The sequence below is a fragment of the Acinetobacter sp. TTH0-4 genome, from assembly GCF_015602665.1.
Taxonomy (GTDB): Bacteria; Pseudomonadota; Gammaproteobacteria; order Pseudomonadales; family Moraxellaceae; genus Acinetobacter; species Acinetobacter albensis.
The window spans coordinates 2,774,767-2,794,942 of sequence record NZ_CP059079.1 but is presented as its reverse complement, the minus strand read 5'-3'; the positions used below and the strand labels follow the sequence as shown (position 1 = coordinate 2,794,942).

The following is a 20,176-nucleotide window of genomic DNA, read 5'->3' as shown; positions in this document are numbered from 1 at the left end:
TTAGGCCACCTGACCTAACGGGTTAATCTTATCATAGTACATTCCTTCAAAATCAAAAGGTGACACATAACCTAGTGCACTATGTACACGCTCTTTATTGAACCCATCTACCCAGTTTAATGTCGCAAGTTGTACATCTGCTAAACCTTGCCAATCTGCTTTTAAATATTCAATCACCTCTGTTTTGTATAACCCATTCACCGTTTCAGCTAAAGCATTATCATATGAATCGCCTGTCGTACCGACTGAAGCTCGTAAATTTGCTGCTTCTAAACGATTGGTATAACGAATATAAAGATACTGTACGCCTCTTGCGGAGCAGTGCTCCTCATATGGTGAATCACGTTCTTTGGCATATTTCGAGCATGTAACGCTTGCTCAAGTGCATCAAGAACCATATCTGTATTCATCCGTGTAGATACTTTCCAGCCAACAATCGCACGTGAGAACACATCAATAATAAATGCGGTATACACCCAGCCTGAATTTGTTTGAATATATGTGAAGTCAGCGACCCATAGCTGATCTGGATGATCAGCACTAAAATTACGTTTCACTAAGTCATCTGCTCGTTTTTGATCATCTCGGCTACGGGTAGTTTGTTTATTCTTACCACGCCAAACACCTTGTATGCCTAGCTTTTGCATCAATCGAGCAACTGTACAACGTGCAATAACCTAGCCTTCATATTTCAACTTTTGCCAAACTTTACGAACACCATATCGACCTGAACTTTCTTTCCAAATTCGTTTAATTTTTTTCAGCATGATGTAAGTCATGTAAATCGCGTTTCGCTCGATGTTCTGGATTTTCAGCGAGATCTAAAGCTCGATAATAGGTCGCAGCTGCGATTGGTAAGATCCTACAAATCGCATCAACACCGTATAACGCTTTATTGTTATGGATGAAATCCACCATTATTTGTGTGGGCGGTCGAGCTCCGCCTGGGCGAAAAAGCTATTGCTTTACGTAGAATTTCGTTAGCACGTTGCAGTTCTTTATTTTGACATTCTCTTAGGGAAAGTGGTCTCCGACAAACCCGGTACGGTTCAATATCAGTCAGGAATTAAAGAGTAGATTAAAAGTACAAGATACTGATTTAATTACCTATCACCGAAAGAATATGAAATCTGTGCAACTCTCAACAGCAGATGAATATCACTTAAAGCAGCGTAATAAAATAGAGACTTTATTTAGCCTGTTAAAAGGGAAATATCATTTGGTGACGAGTAAAGCGAGAAGCATTCAAGGATACTTGGCGGGAGTTTATGCTTCTTTATGCGCCTACCAATTATGTCATCAAAACAAGCCAACCATTCGAGTAATGGAATAATTGGCTTAAGCAGGATTCGGGTTATTTAACTAAAAAAAATAAAATACTATTACCAAAAAACCACTCAAATCTAAATGCAAAAATGATTAAAATAACAATAACATACAAATATTCAAGTATTATATTAACTAAACTTTAATTTTTAAATTATTATAATTTTAACTTTAAATTAGTATAAATATACAATAATGCTTATTTTTTTTATTTTTTCTGATATAAAAATAATATGTTTAAAAGCAAAAATTAAGAATATTCATAAAACTTAAATAACTCACCAATAATCAAGTTTATATTTTAATTTTTTATTTGTATAAGTTGACAAAAATAACTAAACATGCGAAAAGACATTTTTGGTTAAACGATGTTTGCACATGCCACGGATTGTTACCGTCCCACTCAGCTTAGAAGAGCGTGAACAACTGATTCTTCTGACCAAGCACGCAGCACATTGGCGTGAAAGACAACGTGCCCAAACCATTCTCTGGCTTTCCGAAGGTAAAACTGTTGCCGAAGTTGCTAGGTTACAAGAGCGTATCCCAGAAACCATAAGGCTACAACGCCGACATTGGGAGCTACATCGGTTTGAATCGATTCAAGAAGGCCGTCGCTCAGGCCGACCCAATACACTGACCGCAGACTATCAGGCTCAAATCTTAGAGTGGGTCAACACAAGCCCACTCAATGCAGAACAAATCCGAGTCAAACTGCATGAAAAATACGGTGTGTCCGTGTCTGTTGAAACTCTTCGCAAGTTTTTGCGAGATTCAGGCATGGTCTTCAAACGCACCCGTCACAGCTTGAAAAAAAAGAGACCCGATCGCATTTGGACAAGCGCAACAGCAGATTGAAGCATTACGTGAGCAAGCGGCACGAGGTGAAATTATATTGGGCTATGTCGACGAAACAGGGTTTTCGGCTACGCCTGACAACCGTTATGCATGGACAAAGATAGGCGATGTCCATGCGGTTGATGCTGTAAGACTAAAGCGAGTCAATGTGATGGGTTGTCTACTGTCAACGGGTCATCTGATCACCAGTTGCCTACAGGAATCCGTTAACAGTCGCTGGTTTTATGCCTATTTGATGGGTGTAGCAGCACAGGTGAAACGCAGCTATCAAGTTCCTTTGGTGTTGATTGTTGACAATGCCTCGATTCATCGCAGCAAACAGATGGTAGATTGGCGCAAGCTTCTTGTACAAGAGTATTCAACGACTTTGTATTTTCTACCTGCGTATAGTCCTGAGTTGAATAGAATTGAGATGGTTTGGAAGCAGATGAAGTATAACTGGCGGGATTTTAAGGTGATGAAGGCAGATCAAATAGAGCGTTGGGTTGGGCAGATTTCAAAGGGTTTTGGTAATGAATACATGTTTACTTTTTAGTTGATACTTATCATATAAAAATAATTAATAGAAAAATTCCATTATTTATATAATAAAATTCTTCTCGTGATAAAATATTATGAAATTTAACATCTTGTTATTATATTTAGGATTATTATATGGATCTTCAGTATATGCAGCACCTGAAGACCTCTTTCTACAAGCTAAAGATTTTACAAAAAATACTTTATCCTCTTTTCAATTAACACTTGGCTTAGATGCCGTAGACGAAAAAATTGATATTTTTGATATACGCAAAACTAACAGTTTAAAAGATAATAACACAGGGGATTATCGTGGTGCACATCTTGCAGCTGAATATCAATTTAATCCTGAATGGAAATTAGAGGGAGCTTACTGGTATAGAGAAATTAATTATTATCAAAGTACTAATATCATTAATAGCTTACTATTAGGTATTCATTATTCTCCGAGTCTTGAAATTGATAAGAATAACAAACTATCCTTTAGAGCCAGTATCGGAAAAAATGAAGCTGATGAATTAAGTAAATTGACACGAACAAAATTAAATGAAAGAACTTTTGAACAAATAAATATTCATGGGCCACAGGATCTAAAATTTCAAATAGATTCCATTTTTTCACATAAAATCAGCCAAATGAATCAAATTAATATATTTACTTCTCTAGGATATAGTCAAGTCAAGGTAAAAAATTTAGATATTAAAGCTAAATTCAATAACTGCTTAATTGATATAACTGTTGATTCAAGTAATCAGTTTACAGGAGATTTGGCTATCCCATGTTCTATTGGTAATATGTTGATTACTCAATTTAATGTTTCTGGAAATGCTAATGAATACGGAATGAATATTCAAAAAGATTTCAACTATGATAGTTACTATGCAAGCGTTGGAGGCTCATGGAACTGGCGTTACCTAAATTTTGAAAGTCAACTTGCCTATCAATATCAATATTTATGGCGTAATGACATCGATGATCGTATAAGCAACTTCAGCAATCAAACTATTAGGGATAACCATAGTTTAGGCGGGAAGTTTAGTTACGATTTCACACCCAAAATAACAGCTTTCATTAAAGGTGAACTTTATCAACATAACTTTGTCGGCCACATACCCTTTTTATATAATACATTTACAGCTCCATATTTAAATAGACGATATGGAATCGCAACTATTGGAATCACAATTAATAATTTTTGATTCCAAAAAACTTTATTTTTCTTATAATTATACAATATTGAGTAATATACCCGCTAAATGTAAATATTTTCATTAACTAAATCATAAAAATATTTTGGCTTTATCCAAATATCATGAATAAATTTACTAGTAATCTCGATCCTGTTTAAGCCAATGACTCCATAATCCGAATTGCTGGCTTCCTTCGATGGCTTAATTGATATGCACATAACGATGCATAGATCCCACTTAAAAAGCCAGTAATAGTACGCGCTTTACTCGTCACTAAATTGTATTGCCCTTTCAATAGGCTGAATAACGTTTCTATTTTATTGCATTGTTTTAAGCGATATTCATCTGATGCGGGTAATTGAACAGACTTCATGTTCTTTCGATGATAGGTAATCACATAAATACCTTGATCTTTTAATCTGCTTTTTAATTCACGGCTGATATTGAACCGTACCGAGTTTGTTGGAAATAGAGTGAGATCCCTTGATCGCATGAATTGCTTAAAACAGTAAAGCATTTAGACAGGACAATATAGAAAAAATGGTCGGGTTATCATCGATGAAGTTTTTGTTGAAACTAAGATGTACTGCATCGAACTACTAGGTGATAAATTAATATCAAGACACTTTTTAAGTTAGGTTGATTAAGTTCATGCACAAATTACAGCAGTAAATTAAGCAGATTTTATACTTGAGTTGTATCTTAAATTTGGGTAGCAAGATGGAAATTCAATTTGTAAATATTTGTGTAACAAATTAATTACAATATGAAATATTAACCCTCCCTGACTGTTAAAATGAAAAATTTGGATTAACTGGTATAAGGTATTAAAGTATCTGAATTTTATAATTATTTATTAGTTTGTAATTATATTATTAAAAATAAATGTAGTAATTAATTAAATAGGTTTATCCATTAATTCTGATTAATAATATGCTTTCTAAAGATTAAAGATAAGACTATGATATCGTCCACCTTTAACTATATAATTCACTTACAAAAGCCTATATGGACTTGCCATCACAATCAAAACTTAAAAAGTTACCTCGACTTAAGCCACGTGGCGGGCTAAGTGTAATGCGTGCTGCAATTCGGGCACTATTGTTACGTGAGTTACAAACTCGGTTTGGCCAATACCGGTTAGGGTATGTATGGGTTCTTTTAGAACCTTTATTGACGATTGGGATATTACTCTTTTTGTTCGGTACAATAATGCAAAGAACATTGCCAGGAATAGAGTATGAAATTTTCCTGTTAAATGGCATTTTGCCTTTTTTTATGTTTCGCTCAGGTGTAACTCAAGCACTAAATGCAACTCAAGCGAATAAAGGTTTATTTAGCTATCGCCCGGTTAAGCCTATAGATGCGTTACTAGCAAGAAATTTTTTAGAATTTTTGCTTAAATTTATTGCCTATATATTCTTCTCTTTAGTCTTTTTATGGCTTAGCTATGCGATTAGCTTTGAACATATTCCCGAATTGCTTTTTTATTGGGGACTTTTATTTGTTTTTATGGTGGCATTTAGTTTGATCTTTATGGTCATTGGAGATTTTTCTCAAGAAATAAGTAAATTTCTTTCTGTTGCCTTTTTAATTCTTTATCTTCTTTCCGGTATTATTTATTCAATACATATGGTTCCGGTACAGTATCGGGAGTATTTATTGTGGAATCCTTTAATTCATATTATTGAATTAATGAGACATGCAGTTGCTCCAAATTATGAATTGGTATCGGGGATTAATTTAACCTATTTCATTCTTTGGATTATTGGAACCATGTTTATAGGTTTAGTGCTTTATAAGCGTTTTGAGCGTCGTATGGTGAAGTCCAAATGATTGAATTAAAAGAATTGACCAAATCATTTGTCACACCGAAAGGCCGTCATTATGTATTCAAAGATTTAAATGCCATCTTGCCTGAAAATAAAAGTGTTGCATTACTGGGGAAGAATGGAGCCGGTAAAAGTACCTTATTAAGAATTATTGGTGGAATTGATTTTGCAGATACAGGCCAAGTGATTACCAATAAATCAATTTCTTGGCCAGTTGCATTGTCGGGTGGCTTTCAAGGCAGTTTAACTGCTCGTCAAAACGTACGCTTTGTTGCACGTTTATATGTTGATACTGAAGAGCAAGTAGACTATGTCGTACGTTTCGTTGAAGAGTTTGCTGAAATTGGAAAATATTATGATATGCCAATAAAGAGCTATTCAAGTGGTATGCGTAGTCGAATAGGTTTTGGTCTAAGTATGGCCTTTAACTTTGACTATTATTTATTAGATGAAGCAGGTGCAGTCGGTGATGCATCATTTCGTAAAAAAAGTCAAAATCTCCTGAATGAGTTAAAAAAAAGTTCGAACCTCATTATGGTTTCACATGATTTAAAAGATTTAACACAAAATTGCGATGTTGCTTTCTTGGTTCGTGATGGTAAAGCAGAGTATTTTGAAGATGTGCAAGAAGCAGTAGAGGTATATAAAGCTTATGCAAAGTAAAATAAACAAGCGCTTATTCATTGCATATAGCAGCTTTGTACTTATTCCACTGTTAGTAATTATTCTCTATTTAACATTATTTGCTAAAGACCGATATGAATCATCTTCAGTACTTTTAGTTAAACAAGTCAGTGATTCGACACTTCCTGATACTAATGGTTTAACTGCTTTATTGGGGGTGCCCAATACAAGTACGGAAGATTCACATATTCTAAAAGAATATATTATTTCGCGTGATATGGTTGAAAAACTAGATCATAGTTTGAATCTTCGTAAAGAATTTAATGTCGCTAAAGACCCTATATTTGCTTTAAATAAAGATGCAACGATTGAAGAACTGGTCGAATATTTTAACAAGGTGGTTAAAATCGATTTGGACGAAAAAACCATGATGTTGCAGGTTTCTTCTCAGGGTTTTAGCCCAGAATTTTCTTTAAAACTGAATCAGGCACTTTTAAAACAAAGTGATGCGTTTATTAACGATATCTCTCAAAATATTGCCATGGAACAACAGAAGTTTGCAGAAAAACAACTAATAGATTCAACTATTCAGTTAAAGCAGGCACGGGATACATTGCTCGATTATCAAAATAAAAACGAAATTTTTGATCCTGAATTACAAGCTAAAGCAGTTGCTACCTTGATTTCAGGTTTACAGGCCAATTTGGCTCAATTAAAAACTGAAGAAAGAACTTTACTGACTTATTTGACACAGGAAGCACCTCAAGTGATTGCTTTGCAAAGTCAGATTGAATCTGTTGAAAAGCAAATTGAAACTGAAAGTGCCAAATTGACCTCACCAAGTAATGCGAAATTAAACAAAAACGTTGCCGATTTCGAAGAGCTTAAAGCCCAAGTGAGTTTTGCAACAGATCTGTATAAATTGTCTTTAACTTCACTTGAGAAGGCAAGACTGGAAGCCTCTCGCAAGTTAAAAAAATTGGTGGTCATTTCAACACCCCGTTTAGCACAAGATGCATTATATCCGCGCAAAATTTATCTCAGTATTACCTCATTTATTTTACTCAATATTTTGTTTGGTATTGGCATGTTAATTCATTCTATCGTTCGTGAGCACAGGGAATAAGTTGTGAAAAAATATTTATTACTTTCAATTATACCTATGATGAGTGCTTCGGTAAGCCATGCATTTGATAGCAATAACATGTTGCCGCAGGAATTGGCAGGAAATATAGCTACATCTAATCAAAATGTGCCGCAAAGTACTGATCAATCGATATTGCCGAGTCAATCGATTGTGGATTTATCACCCAGCAGTTCAATGAAATATCAGACCAATAATAAAATGTTTGGTTCACAACTGTTTAAAGGTGCATTTGCTACCTCTGCAGGTTCTACATTTAATAATAGTTATAAAATTAACCCGGGTGACAATATCAACTTGCGCTTTTGGGGCGCATATCAGTTTGCTGGTAGTCAAACAGTTGATCCACAGGGAAATATTTTTATTCCAAATATTGGCCCGGTAAAAGTTTCAGGGGTCAGCAATGGACAGTTACAGTCTTTAATTGAGTCGCAGGTACGCCGAGTATATGTGGCGAATGTGGGAGTCTATGCATCATTAGAGCAGGCTCAACCGGTTAAAGTTCTGGTCACTGGTTTTGTCAATCAGCCGGGTAATTATGGTGGTTTAGCCAATGATACGGCACTTGCCTATTTGGACCGGGCTGGTGGGGTAGATCCGGAACGGGGCAGTTACGTTAATATTCAGATTATGCGGAATGGAAAACTTCTACAGAACCTAGACCTATATGAGTTTTTGGTTCAGGGTAAAATTCGACCTTTTTCATTTCGTGATGGCGATGTCATTGTAGTGGGAGCGAGAACGCACACCTTTAACATTTCTGGTGAAGTGTACAATGCTTATGACTTTGAGTTTGACCGACCTGAAGTTACTGTTGCACAGGCCTTGTCGGTAGCAAAACTTAAGCCGGGGGCGACCAATGTCAGCATTATGCGTCGTCAAGGTACGGAATATAGAAGTGAATATTACCCTTTAGCACAAGCGCAAAATGTATATATTCAAGATGGTGACGTTTTAACGGTCACGGCAGACCGTTATGCAGGCACGATACAGGTGCGCGTGGAGGGTGCACATAATGGTGCGCATGCCATAGTGTTGCCTTACGGGGCAAAGTTATCAGACGTATTAACTCAGCTCAATCCAAATAGTCTGGCTGAAGTTGAGGCATTGCAGTTATTCCGCCCATCAGTCGCTAAACGACAAAAAGAAATGCTAGATATTTCTTTAAATAAATTGGAAGAAGCAACTTTTAATGCCCGTTCCAGTACGCAAGAAGAAGCAAATTTACGCGTTAAAGATGCTGAACTGGTTAAACAGTTTATTGCTAAGGCCAGACAGGTAAAACCCACAGGGCAAGTGGTACTCAATCCGGATACTTTTGCAGATTTAATTCTGGAACAAGGGGATATTTTACGTATTCCTGAGCGAACTTCGGTGGTGATGGTTCATGGGGAAGTCGCTTTTCCAAACGGGGTAGAATTCCAGAAAAACCAGACGGCGAAAGACTATATAGAAAAAGTGGGCGGATTTAGCCAAAAATCTAACAAGTCTAAAGTCATTGTAATGAGCCAAAATGGTAAAGCCGAACTGGTACGCAAAGGACAAAAAATTCAGCAAGGGGATGAAATTTTAGTTTTACCGAAAGCGCAGACCAAGAGTATTGAGTTAACGCGTGGTATTACCCAAATTTTATATCAACTGGCTGTCGCAGCTAAAGTAGCTTTAGATTTGTAAGTAAGAAATTTAAGACTTTAAAAGATCAATTTTATGAACTTATCTACATTATTAAAATGGAGGTAAGAACCTAACTAAAACTTGAAATTCTTTAAGAATAAATGAGATAAATTATGTTAAAAGTTTTATTAGTTTTTGGTACACGTCCAGAAGCGATTAAAATGGCTCCTTTAGTACATGCATTACAAGCAGATCATTTAATCGATGCTCGTGTTTGTGTGACTGCCCAGCACCGTCAAATGTTAGACTCAGTCATGACTCTGTTTAATATCAAGGCAGATTATGATTTAAATATCATGAAGCCTAACCAAACATTAATTGAGCTAACGACACGTATGCAGTTAGGCTTGACAGAAGTATATCAAGAGTTTAAACCCAATTTGGTGTTAGTACATGGGGATACAAGTACAACACTGAGTGCTGCATTGGCAGCATTTTATCAAAAAATTGATATTGGGCATGTAGAGGCTGGTCTTCGAACTTATAATTTATATTCACCTTGGCCAGAAGAAGCTAACCGTCAGTTAACAGGTACACTAACGAAGTTTCATTTTGCTCCAACTGCAACAGCTGCTCACTATTTACAACAAGAAAATAAACAGTCAGAAAAAATTCATATTACCGGCAATACTGTTATTGATGCATTATTCTTTATTAAAAATAAGCTAGATGAAAGTGCACATCTAAATTTAGAAATGCAAGAAAAATTTAGTATGTTAGATTTAAAGAAAAAATGGATATTAATTACTGGACATCGTCGTGAAAACTTTGGTGAAGGTTTTGAAAATATCTGTAAGGCATTAAAAAAGCTTGCTTTAAAATACTCTGATATTGAGTTTATTTACCCTGTACATATGAATCCAAATGTGATGAAACCTGTATATGACTATTTGGATGGTATTGAAAATATCAAACTTATTGAACCACAGGAATATTTACCTTTCATATGGTTAATGCAGCATAGTCATCTCATTTTAACTGACTCAGGTGGTATACAGGAAGAAGCACCTTCTCTAGGAATTCCCGTATTGGTAATGCGTGATACAACAGAGCGTCCTGAAGCGGTTGAAGCGGGTACAGTCAAGCTAATAGGCGCTTTAGAAGAGTCTATTGTTCATCATGTTTCTGAACTGTTAGATAATGAATCATTACATGATCAAATGAGCCAAGCCCATAATCCATATGGTGATGGTCAATCATGCCAACGGATTGTGAATATTATTAAACAGTCTTATGGCTTAAATGTAACTTTGGAACAATCAAAAGTTAAAGAATCTTTAGTCGATTAATAAAAGTATTTTGTTTCAAATATCAGAGTGAAAAGTAAGTTCTTATGTCAATTAATAAAATATCTGTTAGTGGTTTAGGCTATATCGGTTTACCAACAGCAACTATGTTTGCTCATTATGGTGCACATGTCATTGGATTAGATGTTAATCAACACGCGATTGAAACGATTAACCAAGGTAAAATTCATATTGTAGAACCCGGTTTAGAAGAAATTGTAAAAAAAGTTGTTGAATCGGGTCATTTAAAAGCTTCTTTAATTGCGGAACCTGCTGATGCATTTTTAATTGCAGTACCGACGCCGTTTAAAGGTGAAGATTACACACCAGATCTTTCCTATATTGAAGCAGCAGTGAAAACTATTGCACCAGTATTGGAAAAAGGCAATGTGGTGATTTTGGAATCCACTTCACCCGTAGGTGCGACAGAGCAAATGGTGGAATGGTTATCTGAATTACGTCCAGATTTAAGATTTCCACGAACTACTACAGATGTTGCTAGTGATATATATGTTGCATATTGTCCTGAACGTGTACTTCCAGGCCAAGTTATTCGTGAACTGGTTGAAAATGACCGTACCATTGGGGGAATTACACCTGAGTCTGCTAAAAAAGCTGCAGAAGTGTATGCGATTTTTGTGAAAGGTGAATTGGTGATTACCAATGCACGCACGGCAGAAATGACCAAATTAACTGAAAATGCCTTTCGTGATGTAAATATTGCATTTGCAAACGAACTTTCTTTAATTGGTGATCGCCTAGACATTGATGTTTGGGAACTGATTGAACTTGCAAATCGCCACCCACGTGTCAATATTTTGAGTCCAGGTGCAGGCGTTGGCGGTCATTGTATCGCTGTTGATCCGTGGTTTATCGTGAATAAAACACCTGATCTTGCACGTATGGTTGCTACAGCACGTGAAGTGAATGACTACAAACCAAAATGGGTTGTAGAGAAAATTGAACAAAACGTTACGAAATTAGGTGACTTAGGGCGTAAGCCAAAAGTTGCCTTATTAGGTTTGGCTTTTAAACCAGATATTGACGATTTACGTGAAAGTCCAGCGATTGAAATTGCAAAGCTTATCGCGGATAAATCACAATATGATTTGTTGCTTGTCGAGCCAAATGTTGATGTACTTCCTAAAAAACTTGAGAAGGCAGGTGTTCTAACTGCAGTTGAAGATGCACTGAAATTAGCTGATGTTGTTGCTATTTTAGTGGGTCATAAAGAGTTTAAAGAGATTAAAAATATTGGCGAAACCACTAAGGTTTTAAATTTTGTTTCAAACATCTAACGAATAATGGAAACACTATGACTATTGATCTTGTAGTGTTTTCAGCTTTTTTATTATTACCATAGAATTGAGCCTAGTAATGAGTGTCGAGAAAATTTTAGAGCAGCTGAAAAACTTAGATGAACAAGAGCAACGGGAATTTCTTCATGGCATTCAAGACCTAATTAAGTCTGAGTATGTTGAAAAAAGCAATTTAATGGAATTGCAAAAAGAAATTAATGATTTGCTTAAAGAAAATAATCTAGTTCGCCAACAAATAAGTTCAAAATTTTCGTGTAAAGAACATCAGACGATTGCATATCAGTTAGGCAAAAACTTAATTGAAATATTAACTGGAAAAAAGTCTATTGCACACTTTCCGTCCATTAGCCTGAAGTTGTGTTTGGAAGCCATTGCCAGAAAAGATAAAGATGAATTAACAAATTTTCAAAAGAAAGCATCCGTTTTACTTGATTTTCAATCTGCGCTACAGCACAAAGATTTAAAGGCAGCAGCAGCTGCAATTTTGGATACATTATCAGCAAAGTTAATTACAAAAGAAAAAGGATCACACGTTGAAGGTGCCTTTAGAGAAATAAATAACAATTTATTAAATGGTGGAAAACAAGTTTTATTTGATGCGACTACTTTGCCGCGTGATAATGCCACCACAGTGACAGCACAGCAAGTATTCAAGCATGCAATTCATACTGAACTTAAAAGAACGGCGAAACATGCGAGTGATTTAAAAATTGCATGTATTATGGATGAATTTACTTTTTTCTGTTTCTCACCTGAAGCGACATTACTCCAATTATCACCAGAAAATTGGTTAGAAGAAGTCAATGCATTTAAACCTGATCTACTGTTTATCGAGTCTGCTTGGCAAGGTAAAGAGAGTTTATGGAAAAGTAAAGTCAGTCAAAATTCTGTCGAAACGGTAAGTTTGATTAAATTCTGTAAAATGAATTCGATTAAAACAATGTTTTGGAATAAAGAAGATCCAGTGCATTTCGGTACGTTTATTGACGTTGCCAAGCAAGTTGATGTCGTATTTACCACAGATATTGATTGTATTGGTCGATATAAAGCCTATGTTGGGCATGATAAAGTGTATCTAATGCCATTTGCTGCGCAGCCCAAGACCCATAATCCCATTGAAAAATACCAACGCAAAGATGCATTTAACTTTGCTGGTTCGTTTTACTTAAAATACCCAGAAAGACAACGCGATTTTGTAAATTTAACTGATGTAGCAACTAAATTTCGCGATCTAGAAATATACGATCGTAATTATAATAAGCCACATCCGCATTATACTTTTCCTGAGCAATATCAGAGGTATATTTTAGGTAGACTCGAGCCGCATGAGATTGATAAGGCTTATAAAGGCTATATTTACGGTATCAATATGAATACCATTAAGCAATCTCAGTCTATGTTTGCAAGACGAGTGTTTGAAATGCTCGCTTCCAATACGATTGTCCTCAGTAATTATTCAAGGGGTGTTCGTAACTTCTTTGGAGATCTCGTGCTATGTTCTGATAATCCAATAGAATTACAAAATAAACTCAGCAAAATTGTACATGATAAAGATACGTTAGATAAATTCAGACTACAAGGTTTGCGAAAAGTCTTATCTGAACATACGTATGAAGATCGTTTAAATTATATTTTAGAGAAGTTGAATATTGATAATACGCTCGAGAAAGTTAATCTAGGTGTTATTGCACGAGTAAATACAATACAAGAATTTGAAAGTATTATCTCTTCATATGAGATCCAATCATATGAGCAAAAAAACCTGTTTATTTATAACCCTAACCAGTTAATACTGGAGAACAAGGCGAAGGTTTTCATCACGAGTGATCTTCAAGAACTAGAGAAAAATATCGAAAAATGTGGTATCACGCACATTGGATTTTTTGCTACAGAGAACGTGTATACCCAAGACTATTTATTCGACATGATGCTCAGTTTTAAATATCTAAAATATACTGAGATTAACTGTGTCACTAAAGATGCTTATTATCGTATTGATCATGAATTAACGTTAAAGGATGGACAAGAGTATCAACTTGTCGATGTTGCTAAACTAGATCGTTCAATTTTCATTCTGCATGATTTGAATCAGATTATGGCCTTAACATCTCATTATTTAGATCAGCAAGATTGTGAATACCAGTGTCATTCAATGTCGATTGACCGTTTTAGTTTTATTGAACATGGTCATCAAGCTGCAAGTGATGTGATTGCAACAGTTAATCCATGTCTCAGTCATCTAGACAATGGGGTTGAGTTATTAGATAAACTCCTCCCATATGCAGAAAGTATTACTGCAATGAGCCCTGATACAGATCAAATTCAGTCATTTGCATATGAGTATTTAGTAAATAACGTATCTACTGCATATAAAACCATACAAATTGAAAGTATTGATGAGTGTTTCAAGATTTGTTCTAAACTTGCAAAATCAGAACATAAGTATGTTGCGCTACTAAAACAGATTGAGCAAAAAACTGGTGAAATCAGTGTCTTGTTAGATGTAGAGGGTAATCTCAATAGCCAAGGTGCAATTGAGTTCTACGATAATAACCAAGTAAAAATTGCATCAGAAATCTTTGCCATTAATAAAATGCATAGAACAAATATTCCTGCTCAAACTGAATATTTTAATCTTTCATTAAGATTAAAAGGTGAGGGAGAAATTCATCTTAAGCAAATTGATTATATTGTTCATGCGACTAAAAAGGTTAAATTGAACGATGAGAGTTTAGTCTATCTCAATGCTGATGTATTTGAGAAATATTTGGTTAAAGGCTCATCTAAGCAAATTCAATTTGCCCGTAATGGTCAGCAATTTTTAATTAAAACGACGTTGGCGCCAACTAAGCATGCATACATGTATCTAAGTCATGTGTATACACGTGAGGAATTAAATTTATTTTTAAACAGTGAATTTGAATTACTTGCAGACAGCACAGCTGAAGATGTCAAAATTGTTTTTGAATTCCAAGATGATCAGCATCAAAAAATTTCACACTCGATGAACTCAATCGTAGGTGGGCATGCTTTAGCCATTCCTATGGAGTGTAAGTATGTGCGTATTGGTTTAAAAATTGTAGGTAAGGGGATAACGTCTATAGATAAGTTAAGCTTAGGTATTGTTAAAAATCCGATTAATAATTTTATTCCAAAATCTGATGTATTGGTTGTCGCAAAACAGTATCCATCTTATTCAGATTTATATAAATATGGCTTTTTACATTCACGAGTGAAAACGTATAAAGAGGCGAATACATTAGTTGATATGTTTAAGTTAAGCACTGAGGCCAAAAATTCTGGTTTCTCAGAATTTGAGGGTGTGGATGTACTAACACACAATCATGATATGCTGGATAAATTATTGGCTTCAGGAATCTATAAAAAGATTTGTATACATCTTATTGATAATAAGATATGGGAGGTCGTTAAGAAATATCAAGATACCGTACAAGTGTTGATTTGGGTACATGGTGCTGAAATTCGATCTTGGTCAAGAAGAAGTTACGAGAAACAACGCTTAGGCGAAGTGGAATCAAATCGACAACATAAATTAAGTTTACAACGTAAAGTATTTTGGAATAATTTAGTCAATAATGAGTTAAGTCAAAATACTCAGTTGATATTCGTGTCAAATTATTTTTTAAATGAATGTGAAAAAGATTTAGGTATTAATTTCCCTAAACATCAGACACATGTTATTCACAACTTCATTGACAATACCTTATTTAATTATGTGCCTAAAGAATCTAAACAACGTTTTAAAGTGTTGTCGATTAGACCCTATGCAAATTTGGGCTATGCGAACGACTTAACTGTGGAAGCTATTTTAGATTTATCAAAGAATCCTCAGTTTAATAAATTTGAGTTCACCTTGTGTGGTGATGGCGAGTTATTTGAAGAAACAGTTCAGCCCTTAAGAGCATTTAAGAATATTAATTTACGACAAGGCTTCTTAAGCCAGTCTGAAATTTCAGAATTACATAAAGAGCATGGCGTTTTTCTGGTTCCAACAAGAGTTGATAGCCAAGGTGTTTCTAGAGATGAAGCTATGAGTTCAGGATTGGTTGTGATCACGAACAAGGTTGCAGCTATTCCAGAATTTGTTGATGAAGAATCTGGTCTTTTAGTTGAGTCTGAAGATGCAATTGGAATGGCAAATGCTTTATTAAAAATTTCCAACTCGATTAAACTTTTTAAAAAATTGAGCTCTAATGCTGCGGCTCGGGTAAGAAAACAAAGTGGTTATGCTCAAACTTTGAGTAAAGAGTTGGAATTACTGAACTAATATCTGGGCCAAGTTAGATTATTAGTGAATTGATTTAAATACTCCTATATTTCTTCTATGAAATTGGGAGTATTTATATATTTGAAAAGACTATTCGGATTTAAAATGTTTAAAGAGTTTTCAATACAGCAGTTGGATTTTGGTTTCTCAGGATTGGTGATTATCAATAATGGACGTATTAATATAAAAATTGCAAACACCTATAACAATAAATCCTTATATTTTGCGTGCTATTTTCTTGTTGGAAATAAGGTAATACATAAAACAAATTATAACAATACTGGTGATTTTAACTTTCATTTAGATAAAAGTGCTCATTTGGATATTAAAATTTATGTCAAAGATAAAACTGAAAATGTTGTAAAAAATAAGAGGATTAGTCTTGGTTTTATATTTGTTGAATCTACCTATCATCAGCATTTGATCGGAAGACTTTCAAATAAATTAAATTTTGGTCGCGGTTTCAGTTTGTTTAATGAACAAATTTTAGAGTTTCCAACCTTTGCAAAGTCCTCAGTTTCTTCAAAAGCAATTTATTCACTAGATCCTTTCTCAAATAGGACGTGGCGATGGTATTTGCACCAATTAGACCATATTCAATACCTTTTTAGTTATTATCATCTAGATGATGAAAAAAATGAACTCATTTTAAAGGATATGTTTGATTATATTTCTTGTTGGAATGATTATAAGCGATCTAGCGATTCTGACAATGATTTAATGCTTTGGCATGATCATGCATCTGCATTACGGTTGAGAAATTTGGCTGTTTCATTTTCAGTGTTATCTAAGAGTGGGATGCTATTAGTTGATAGTGTGCAATATAAACTGCTAATTAACTTAATTTATGAACATATCGTGTTCTTAAGTAAAGATGAGTTTTATTCTAAATTTACGAACCACGGTTTTGATCAATCACTCTTTTTATATTATGCATGTTTGGAATTTGAATATTTAATACCTGAACTTGAAACTATTAAAGTATTAGCCCAACAACGAATATTAGATGAAATTAACTATGCTTTTTGTCCAGATGGTGGTCATAAAGAAAATAGTCCAGCATATTTAAATTTTGGTATTAAGCAATGTTTAATGGTGCTTGAAATGGCCAAGCATTACCATCAAGACTTTGGTGGAAAGTTGGATAATTTAAATGAAATGTTGGATAGATCAACGATGGCTTTATTATTTACGATAAAGCCCGATGGTTATTTGCCGCTGATAGGTGATACATCTAAGTATAAAGTACTTGATCTATTTAATGGTTATCATTGTCAGAATTATCCTTATTTTAAATATGCTGTCACAGCAGGTAAAAAAGGTGATCAGCCGGCAATGAATTATCTAGTGCTACCTGAAACGGGTTATGCCTATTATCGGAGTACTTGGGAAAAAGATAATTTTACAGATGCTGTCTACTTAACTTTTAAAGCAAGTTTTCATAGTAATTATCATCGACATGACGATGATTTATCCATAACCTTATATGCTTATGGTGAAGATTGGCTAATAGATGGCGGTATCTATAAGTACGATGAACGTAATCCTCATCGACGCTATATTCGTTCACATTTATCACATAACTTATTCAGCCCCAATAATGTGAAAGCGTTAAGAAGTAAATCTGGACGACACCTCGTCGAATTACAAAAAATGAATGACATGAATTCTGATACCTTTCATGTTCTTGGCACTACAGCGATGTATGAAGGCTATATAACATCGCGTGAAATTCATGTCATCAATCAGGAAATAATCATTAAAGACACCTGTTCCAGTCAAAGTGAAAATTTAGTTGATGGTACGAGCCGATTGTTTTTCCCTCATGACAAAGAAATAGAAGTAGTCAGTAACACAATTTATGTCAAAGGTAAAAATAAAACGTTGACCATTTCTATCGATACTCATCAAGAACTACATATTGATACTTATACTGCCCATAAGTCTGATGTAAAAGGCTGGTTGTCTGATAGTAATAATGCTTTGATTCCAACTAAAATTGTTGAAATCGGATTATTGGAAATTAGTTCTTCTCGTATCTCATTAATAATGAACTTTAGTTTTAGCTAATTGGATTTTATATATGGTTTCTTCTGTTAAGTATCTTGATCATCAAGATAAAATTAATGGATTTAATGCCAGAACACTTATTATTTTACACGGACATGGCTCTAATAAATCTTACTCAAAGTTTTATGACGAAAATTGGAATGTTATTATTCCTTTAAATGAGTTTGGTACAGAGAATTTAGGTTAATGGTGGTTAGGTGAAAATGGTGACTATAAAACCTATCATTTGTTACAGAATGTTATCACCCTGTTAAGCGACTATTTTAAATTTAGTAGTTTGTATTTTTGGGGATCCTCCATGGGAGGCTACGGTGCTATCCTACATGGATTCACTCTAAAAGCATTTGCTATATATGCACATATTTTGCAGTTAAAGTTATCTGGTACAATGTATGCTGATGGCATTAATCACAAGTATTATGGCCATTTGTTGAGTGATCCCGATGATATTCATATGGACTTAGCGAAGGTTATTGTAGGAAAACCAGTATCAAAATCGCCAGTTCTATTTCTATCTCAGAATACGATTGATCGCCCCAATTATGTGCGACAACATTTTTACCTTTTATCCAAGTATGTGATCAAAAGGGATTTGCTTATAGTGTGACTATGCCTTTAGTGAAAGGACATATTCAAAATATATCCGTTTACGAGACTGTCAAGACAGTTTTTGAACCACATTATTTGAAGATTAAAAATTGGAGAATAAATGGTAGGATATAGCTTTTAAGCTCATTTTTTATAAAAATTTATTAGATATTATCCATGTTATGAGAACTTTTATTGTTAGAAGGTACTTATGAGTAACAAAATTTTGATTTCTGGTAGTTGCGTATCAAGAGATGCTTTATCTTTTCTAAAACATGATGATTATCATCTTGTTGGCTATATGCTAGAAGTTCATTTGCAGTACTTTCTTCTGATATTTTGCCTAAGAATTATTTTAATTCTTTAAGTGTTATTCCTTCAGCTTTTCAAAAACGTGTTGTTGAATATGATTTCAATCATAATCTATTAAAAAGTTTAGAAAATTTAGAATTTGATGTTTTATTGATGGATTTGATTGACGAAAGATTCCACCTCGCAATTTTTGAAACTAAATATCGTGTCACTCGATCTAATGAATTTTTAAAAACTAATCTTAAACCAGGTTCTGTTTTGAATAGCCATACAGAACAGTTTATGAAATTTTGGACTCAGGGTATTGATTTATTTTTTGAACGCTTAAAGTCCAAGAACATGTTAGACAAGGTTCGTATCCAGAGAGCATATTGGTCCAATAATTTAGATAATGGTCTGAAAATAGAGACATATACAGATGATGTTATTAGAAAGGAAAATGTAAAGCTCGATCATATGTATATATATTTAGAAAAATATTTATCTCCTGAGCAATTTATCTCTATACCATCTGAGTTGTTGTTAATCAAAGCTGATCATCAATGGGGAGTTTCTCCTTTTCATTTTATTGATGATTACTATAAGTATCTTGTACAACATATTTTTAGCTAAAATATTGACTTAAATTGAAGTTTTTAATGTGTCCGAAGGTGTTACGTATTTTGGGCTTTATTTCATATTATTCAATCAAAAAAAATTGATCATCACGTCTAATTTTTTAGGGTGTGTTGACACTTTTAGCTTAAAAATAGCGAAGTCGTAAAATCAAATCGCCAAACCCAATTTTACTATTTGCTATGCCTCGTACCATGCTGACAGATTAACACTGGCAAAAGTTGAAAGTTATTCTGCGTAATTTATCTATTCACCACAAATCAAATTTACGTAATTTGATTGAAGCTATTCTCGTATGAGGTTTATCTGGTCCAGTGAATTTATTTAATACTGCATCCGAGAATGGATTTCATTGACCTGACTTTGAAAGTTTCTTGAAGTAAGACTATCGCCTAATGATTTAATACAGTGCATTTTGGTTTCAACCAAACTTCGATAATGATAACCCGACCATTTTTTCCAAATGGCCCTGCCTAATCGCTTTACTCGGTGACCATGTGTAAAGAAAGTCGAAATAAGGATTTGATCATCAAG

The 20,176-nt window shown here is 34.4% G+C and carries 13 protein-coding genes, 7 pseudogenes and 1 other annotated feature; of the genes and pseudogenes, 17 read left to right on the top strand and 3 right to left on the bottom strand.

Annotated features, from left to right (window positions below; genetic code table 11):
- Positions 1-1,012, bottom strand: a pseudogene (locus H0S58_RS13085) (IS3 family transposase); the annotation flags it as partial.
- Positions 844-959: a sequence feature (AL1L pseudoknot), on the bottom strand. (Overlaps the previous pseudogene by 116 nt.)
- A gap of 42 nt (positions 1,013-1,054) precedes the next feature.
- Here H0S58_RS13085 and H0S58_RS13080 point away from each other — a divergent pair.
- The 4 genes and pseudogenes from H0S58_RS13080 to H0S58_RS13065 form a co-directional block, all read left to right on the top strand.
- Positions 1,055-1,333, top strand: a pseudogene (locus H0S58_RS13080) (transposase); the annotation flags it as partial.
- Positions 1,334-1,704: 371 nt separating this feature from the next.
- Positions 1,705-2,181, top strand: a complete 477-nt coding sequence (locus H0S58_RS13075) for a helix-turn-helix domain-containing protein (protein WP_195726571.1) — start codon at positions 1,705-1,707, stop codon at positions 2,179-2,181.
- Positions 2,150-2,716, top strand: coding sequence for an IS630 family transposase (locus H0S58_RS13070; RefSeq protein WP_178928740.1), 567 nt, complete (start codon positions 2,150-2,152; stop codon positions 2,714-2,716). The genes H0S58_RS13075 and H0S58_RS13070 overlap by 32 nt, the downstream gene beginning before the upstream one ends.
- Positions 2,717-2,795: 79 nt before the next feature.
- Positions 2,796-3,899: an autotransporter outer membrane beta-barrel domain-containing protein gene (locus H0S58_RS13065; protein WP_195726722.1), complete on the top strand. Its 1,104-nt coding sequence runs from the start codon at positions 2,796-2,798 to the stop codon at positions 3,897-3,899.
- 145 nt (positions 3,900-4,044) lie between these two features.
- Here the strand turns inward: H0S58_RS13065 and H0S58_RS13060 are convergent.
- Positions 4,045-4,332 (bottom strand): annotated as a pseudogene (locus H0S58_RS13060) (transposase); the annotation flags it as partial.
- Positions 4,333-4,380: 48 nt separating this feature from the next.
- On the opposite strand from H0S58_RS13060, the pseudogene H0S58_RS13055 reads away from it, so the two are divergent.
- The 13 genes and pseudogenes from H0S58_RS13055 to H0S58_RS12995 all read left to right on the top strand — a co-directional run.
- Positions 4,381-4,525, top strand: a pseudogene (locus tag H0S58_RS13055) (IS5/IS1182 family transposase); the annotation flags it as partial.
- Between the two features lie 373 nt (positions 4,526-4,898).
- On the top strand, positions 4,899-5,726 hold the full coding sequence (locus tag H0S58_RS13050; RefSeq protein ID WP_227592244.1) for an ABC transporter permease: 828 nt from the start codon (positions 4,899-4,901) through the stop codon (positions 5,724-5,726).
- A complete protein-coding gene (locus H0S58_RS13045; RefSeq protein WP_152873938.1) occupies positions 5,723-6,385 on the top strand; it encodes an ABC transporter ATP-binding protein in 663 nt (220 codons plus the stop codon). Before H0S58_RS13050 ends, H0S58_RS13045 begins: the two co-directional genes overlap by 4 nt.
- Complete coding sequence (locus H0S58_RS13040) at positions 6,375-7,472, top strand: capsule biosynthesis protein (protein ID WP_195726721.1); 1,098 nt, start codon at positions 6,375-6,377, stop codon at positions 7,470-7,472. Before H0S58_RS13045 ends, H0S58_RS13040 begins: the two co-directional genes overlap by 11 nt.
- 3 nt (positions 7,473-7,475) lie before the next feature.
- On the top strand, positions 7,476-9,164 hold the full coding sequence (locus H0S58_RS13035; protein ID WP_195726720.1) for a polysaccharide biosynthesis/export family protein: 1,689 nt from the start codon (positions 7,476-7,478) through the stop codon (positions 9,162-9,164).
- Positions 9,165-9,277: 113 nt separating this feature from the next.
- A complete protein-coding gene (wecB, locus tag H0S58_RS13030) occupies positions 9,278-10,453 on the top strand; it encodes a non-hydrolyzing UDP-N-acetylglucosamine 2-epimerase (RefSeq protein ID WP_195726719.1) in 1,176 nt (391 codons plus the stop codon).
- 44 nt (positions 10,454-10,497) lie between these two features.
- Positions 10,498-11,748 carry a UDP-N-acetyl-D-mannosamine dehydrogenase gene (wecC, locus tag H0S58_RS13025; RefSeq protein ID WP_195726718.1) on the top strand — a complete coding sequence of 417 codons (1,251 nt, stop codon included), beginning with the start codon at positions 10,498-10,500 and terminating at the stop codon, positions 11,746-11,748.
- 79 nt (positions 11,749-11,827) lie between these two features.
- Positions 11,828-16,057, top strand: coding sequence for a glycosyltransferase (locus H0S58_RS13020; protein ID WP_195726717.1), 4,230 nt, complete (start codon positions 11,828-11,830; stop codon positions 16,055-16,057).
- A gap of 105 nt (positions 16,058-16,162) precedes the next feature.
- On the top strand, positions 16,163-18,127 hold the full coding sequence (locus H0S58_RS13015; RefSeq protein ID WP_195726716.1) for a heparinase II/III family protein: 1,965 nt from the start codon (positions 16,163-16,165) through the stop codon (positions 18,125-18,127).
- A 13-nt stretch (positions 18,128-18,140) separates the two neighbouring features.
- Entirely contained in the window at positions 18,141-18,314 is a 174-nt protein-coding gene (locus tag H0S58_RS13010; protein WP_195726715.1) for a hypothetical protein, read from the top strand.
- Between the two features lie 111 nt (positions 18,315-18,425).
- Positions 18,426-18,734, top strand: a complete 309-nt coding sequence (locus tag H0S58_RS13005; protein WP_195726714.1) for a hypothetical protein — start codon at positions 18,426-18,428, stop codon at positions 18,732-18,734.
- Positions 18,735-19,027: 293 nt separating this feature from the next.
- Positions 19,028-19,639, top strand: a pseudogene (locus H0S58_RS13000) (DUF6270 domain-containing protein); the annotation flags it as partial.
- Positions 19,640-19,824: 185 nt separating this feature from the next.
- A pseudogene (locus H0S58_RS12995) lies at positions 19,825-19,935 on the top strand (IS5/IS1182 family transposase); the annotation flags it as partial.
- Here H0S58_RS12995 and H0S58_RS12990 read toward each other — a convergent pair.
- Positions 19,893-20,128 (bottom strand): annotated as a pseudogene (locus H0S58_RS12990) (hypothetical protein); the annotation flags it as partial. The pseudogenes H0S58_RS12995 and H0S58_RS12990 overlap by 43 nt on opposite strands.
- Positions 20,129-20,176 lie beyond the last annotated feature (48 nt).

What these genes read in the sequence shown, in the direction of transcription:
- H0S58_RS13075 (WP_195726571.1), top strand. Translation starts at nt 1,705, where the DNA reads ATGCCACGGATTGTTACCGTCCCACTCAGCTTAGAAGAGCGTGAACAA.
- H0S58_RS13065 (WP_195726722.1), top strand. Translation starts at nt 2,796, where the DNA reads ATGAAATTTAACATCTTGTTATTATATTTAGGATTATTATATGGATCT.
- H0S58_RS13050 (WP_227592244.1), top strand. Translation starts at nt 4,899, where the DNA reads ATGGACTTGCCATCACAATCAAAACTTAAAAAGTTACCTCGACTTAAG.
- H0S58_RS13045 (WP_152873938.1), top strand. Translation starts at nt 5,723, where the DNA reads ATGATTGAATTAAAAGAATTGACCAAATCATTTGTCACACCGAAAGGC.
- H0S58_RS13040 (WP_195726721.1), top strand. Translation starts at nt 6,375, where the DNA reads ATGCAAAGTAAAATAAACAAGCGCTTATTCATTGCATATAGCAGCTTT.
- wecB (WP_195726719.1), top strand. Translation starts at nt 9,278, where the DNA reads ATGTTAAAAGTTTTATTAGTTTTTGGTACACGTCCAGAAGCGATTAAA.
- wecC (WP_195726718.1), top strand. Translation starts at nt 10,498, where the DNA reads ATGTCAATTAATAAAATATCTGTTAGTGGTTTAGGCTATATCGGTTTA.
- H0S58_RS13020 (WP_195726717.1), top strand. Translation starts at nt 11,828, where the DNA reads ATGAGTGTCGAGAAAATTTTAGAGCAGCTGAAAAACTTAGATGAACAA.
- H0S58_RS13015 (WP_195726716.1), top strand. Translation starts at nt 16,163, where the DNA reads ATGTTTAAAGAGTTTTCAATACAGCAGTTGGATTTTGGTTTCTCAGGA.
- H0S58_RS13010 (WP_195726715.1), top strand. Translation starts at nt 18,141, where the DNA reads ATGGTTTCTTCTGTTAAGTATCTTGATCATCAAGATAAAATTAATGGA.
- H0S58_RS13005 (WP_195726714.1), top strand. Translation starts at nt 18,426, where the DNA reads ATGGGAGGCTACGGTGCTATCCTACATGGATTCACTCTAAAAGCATTT.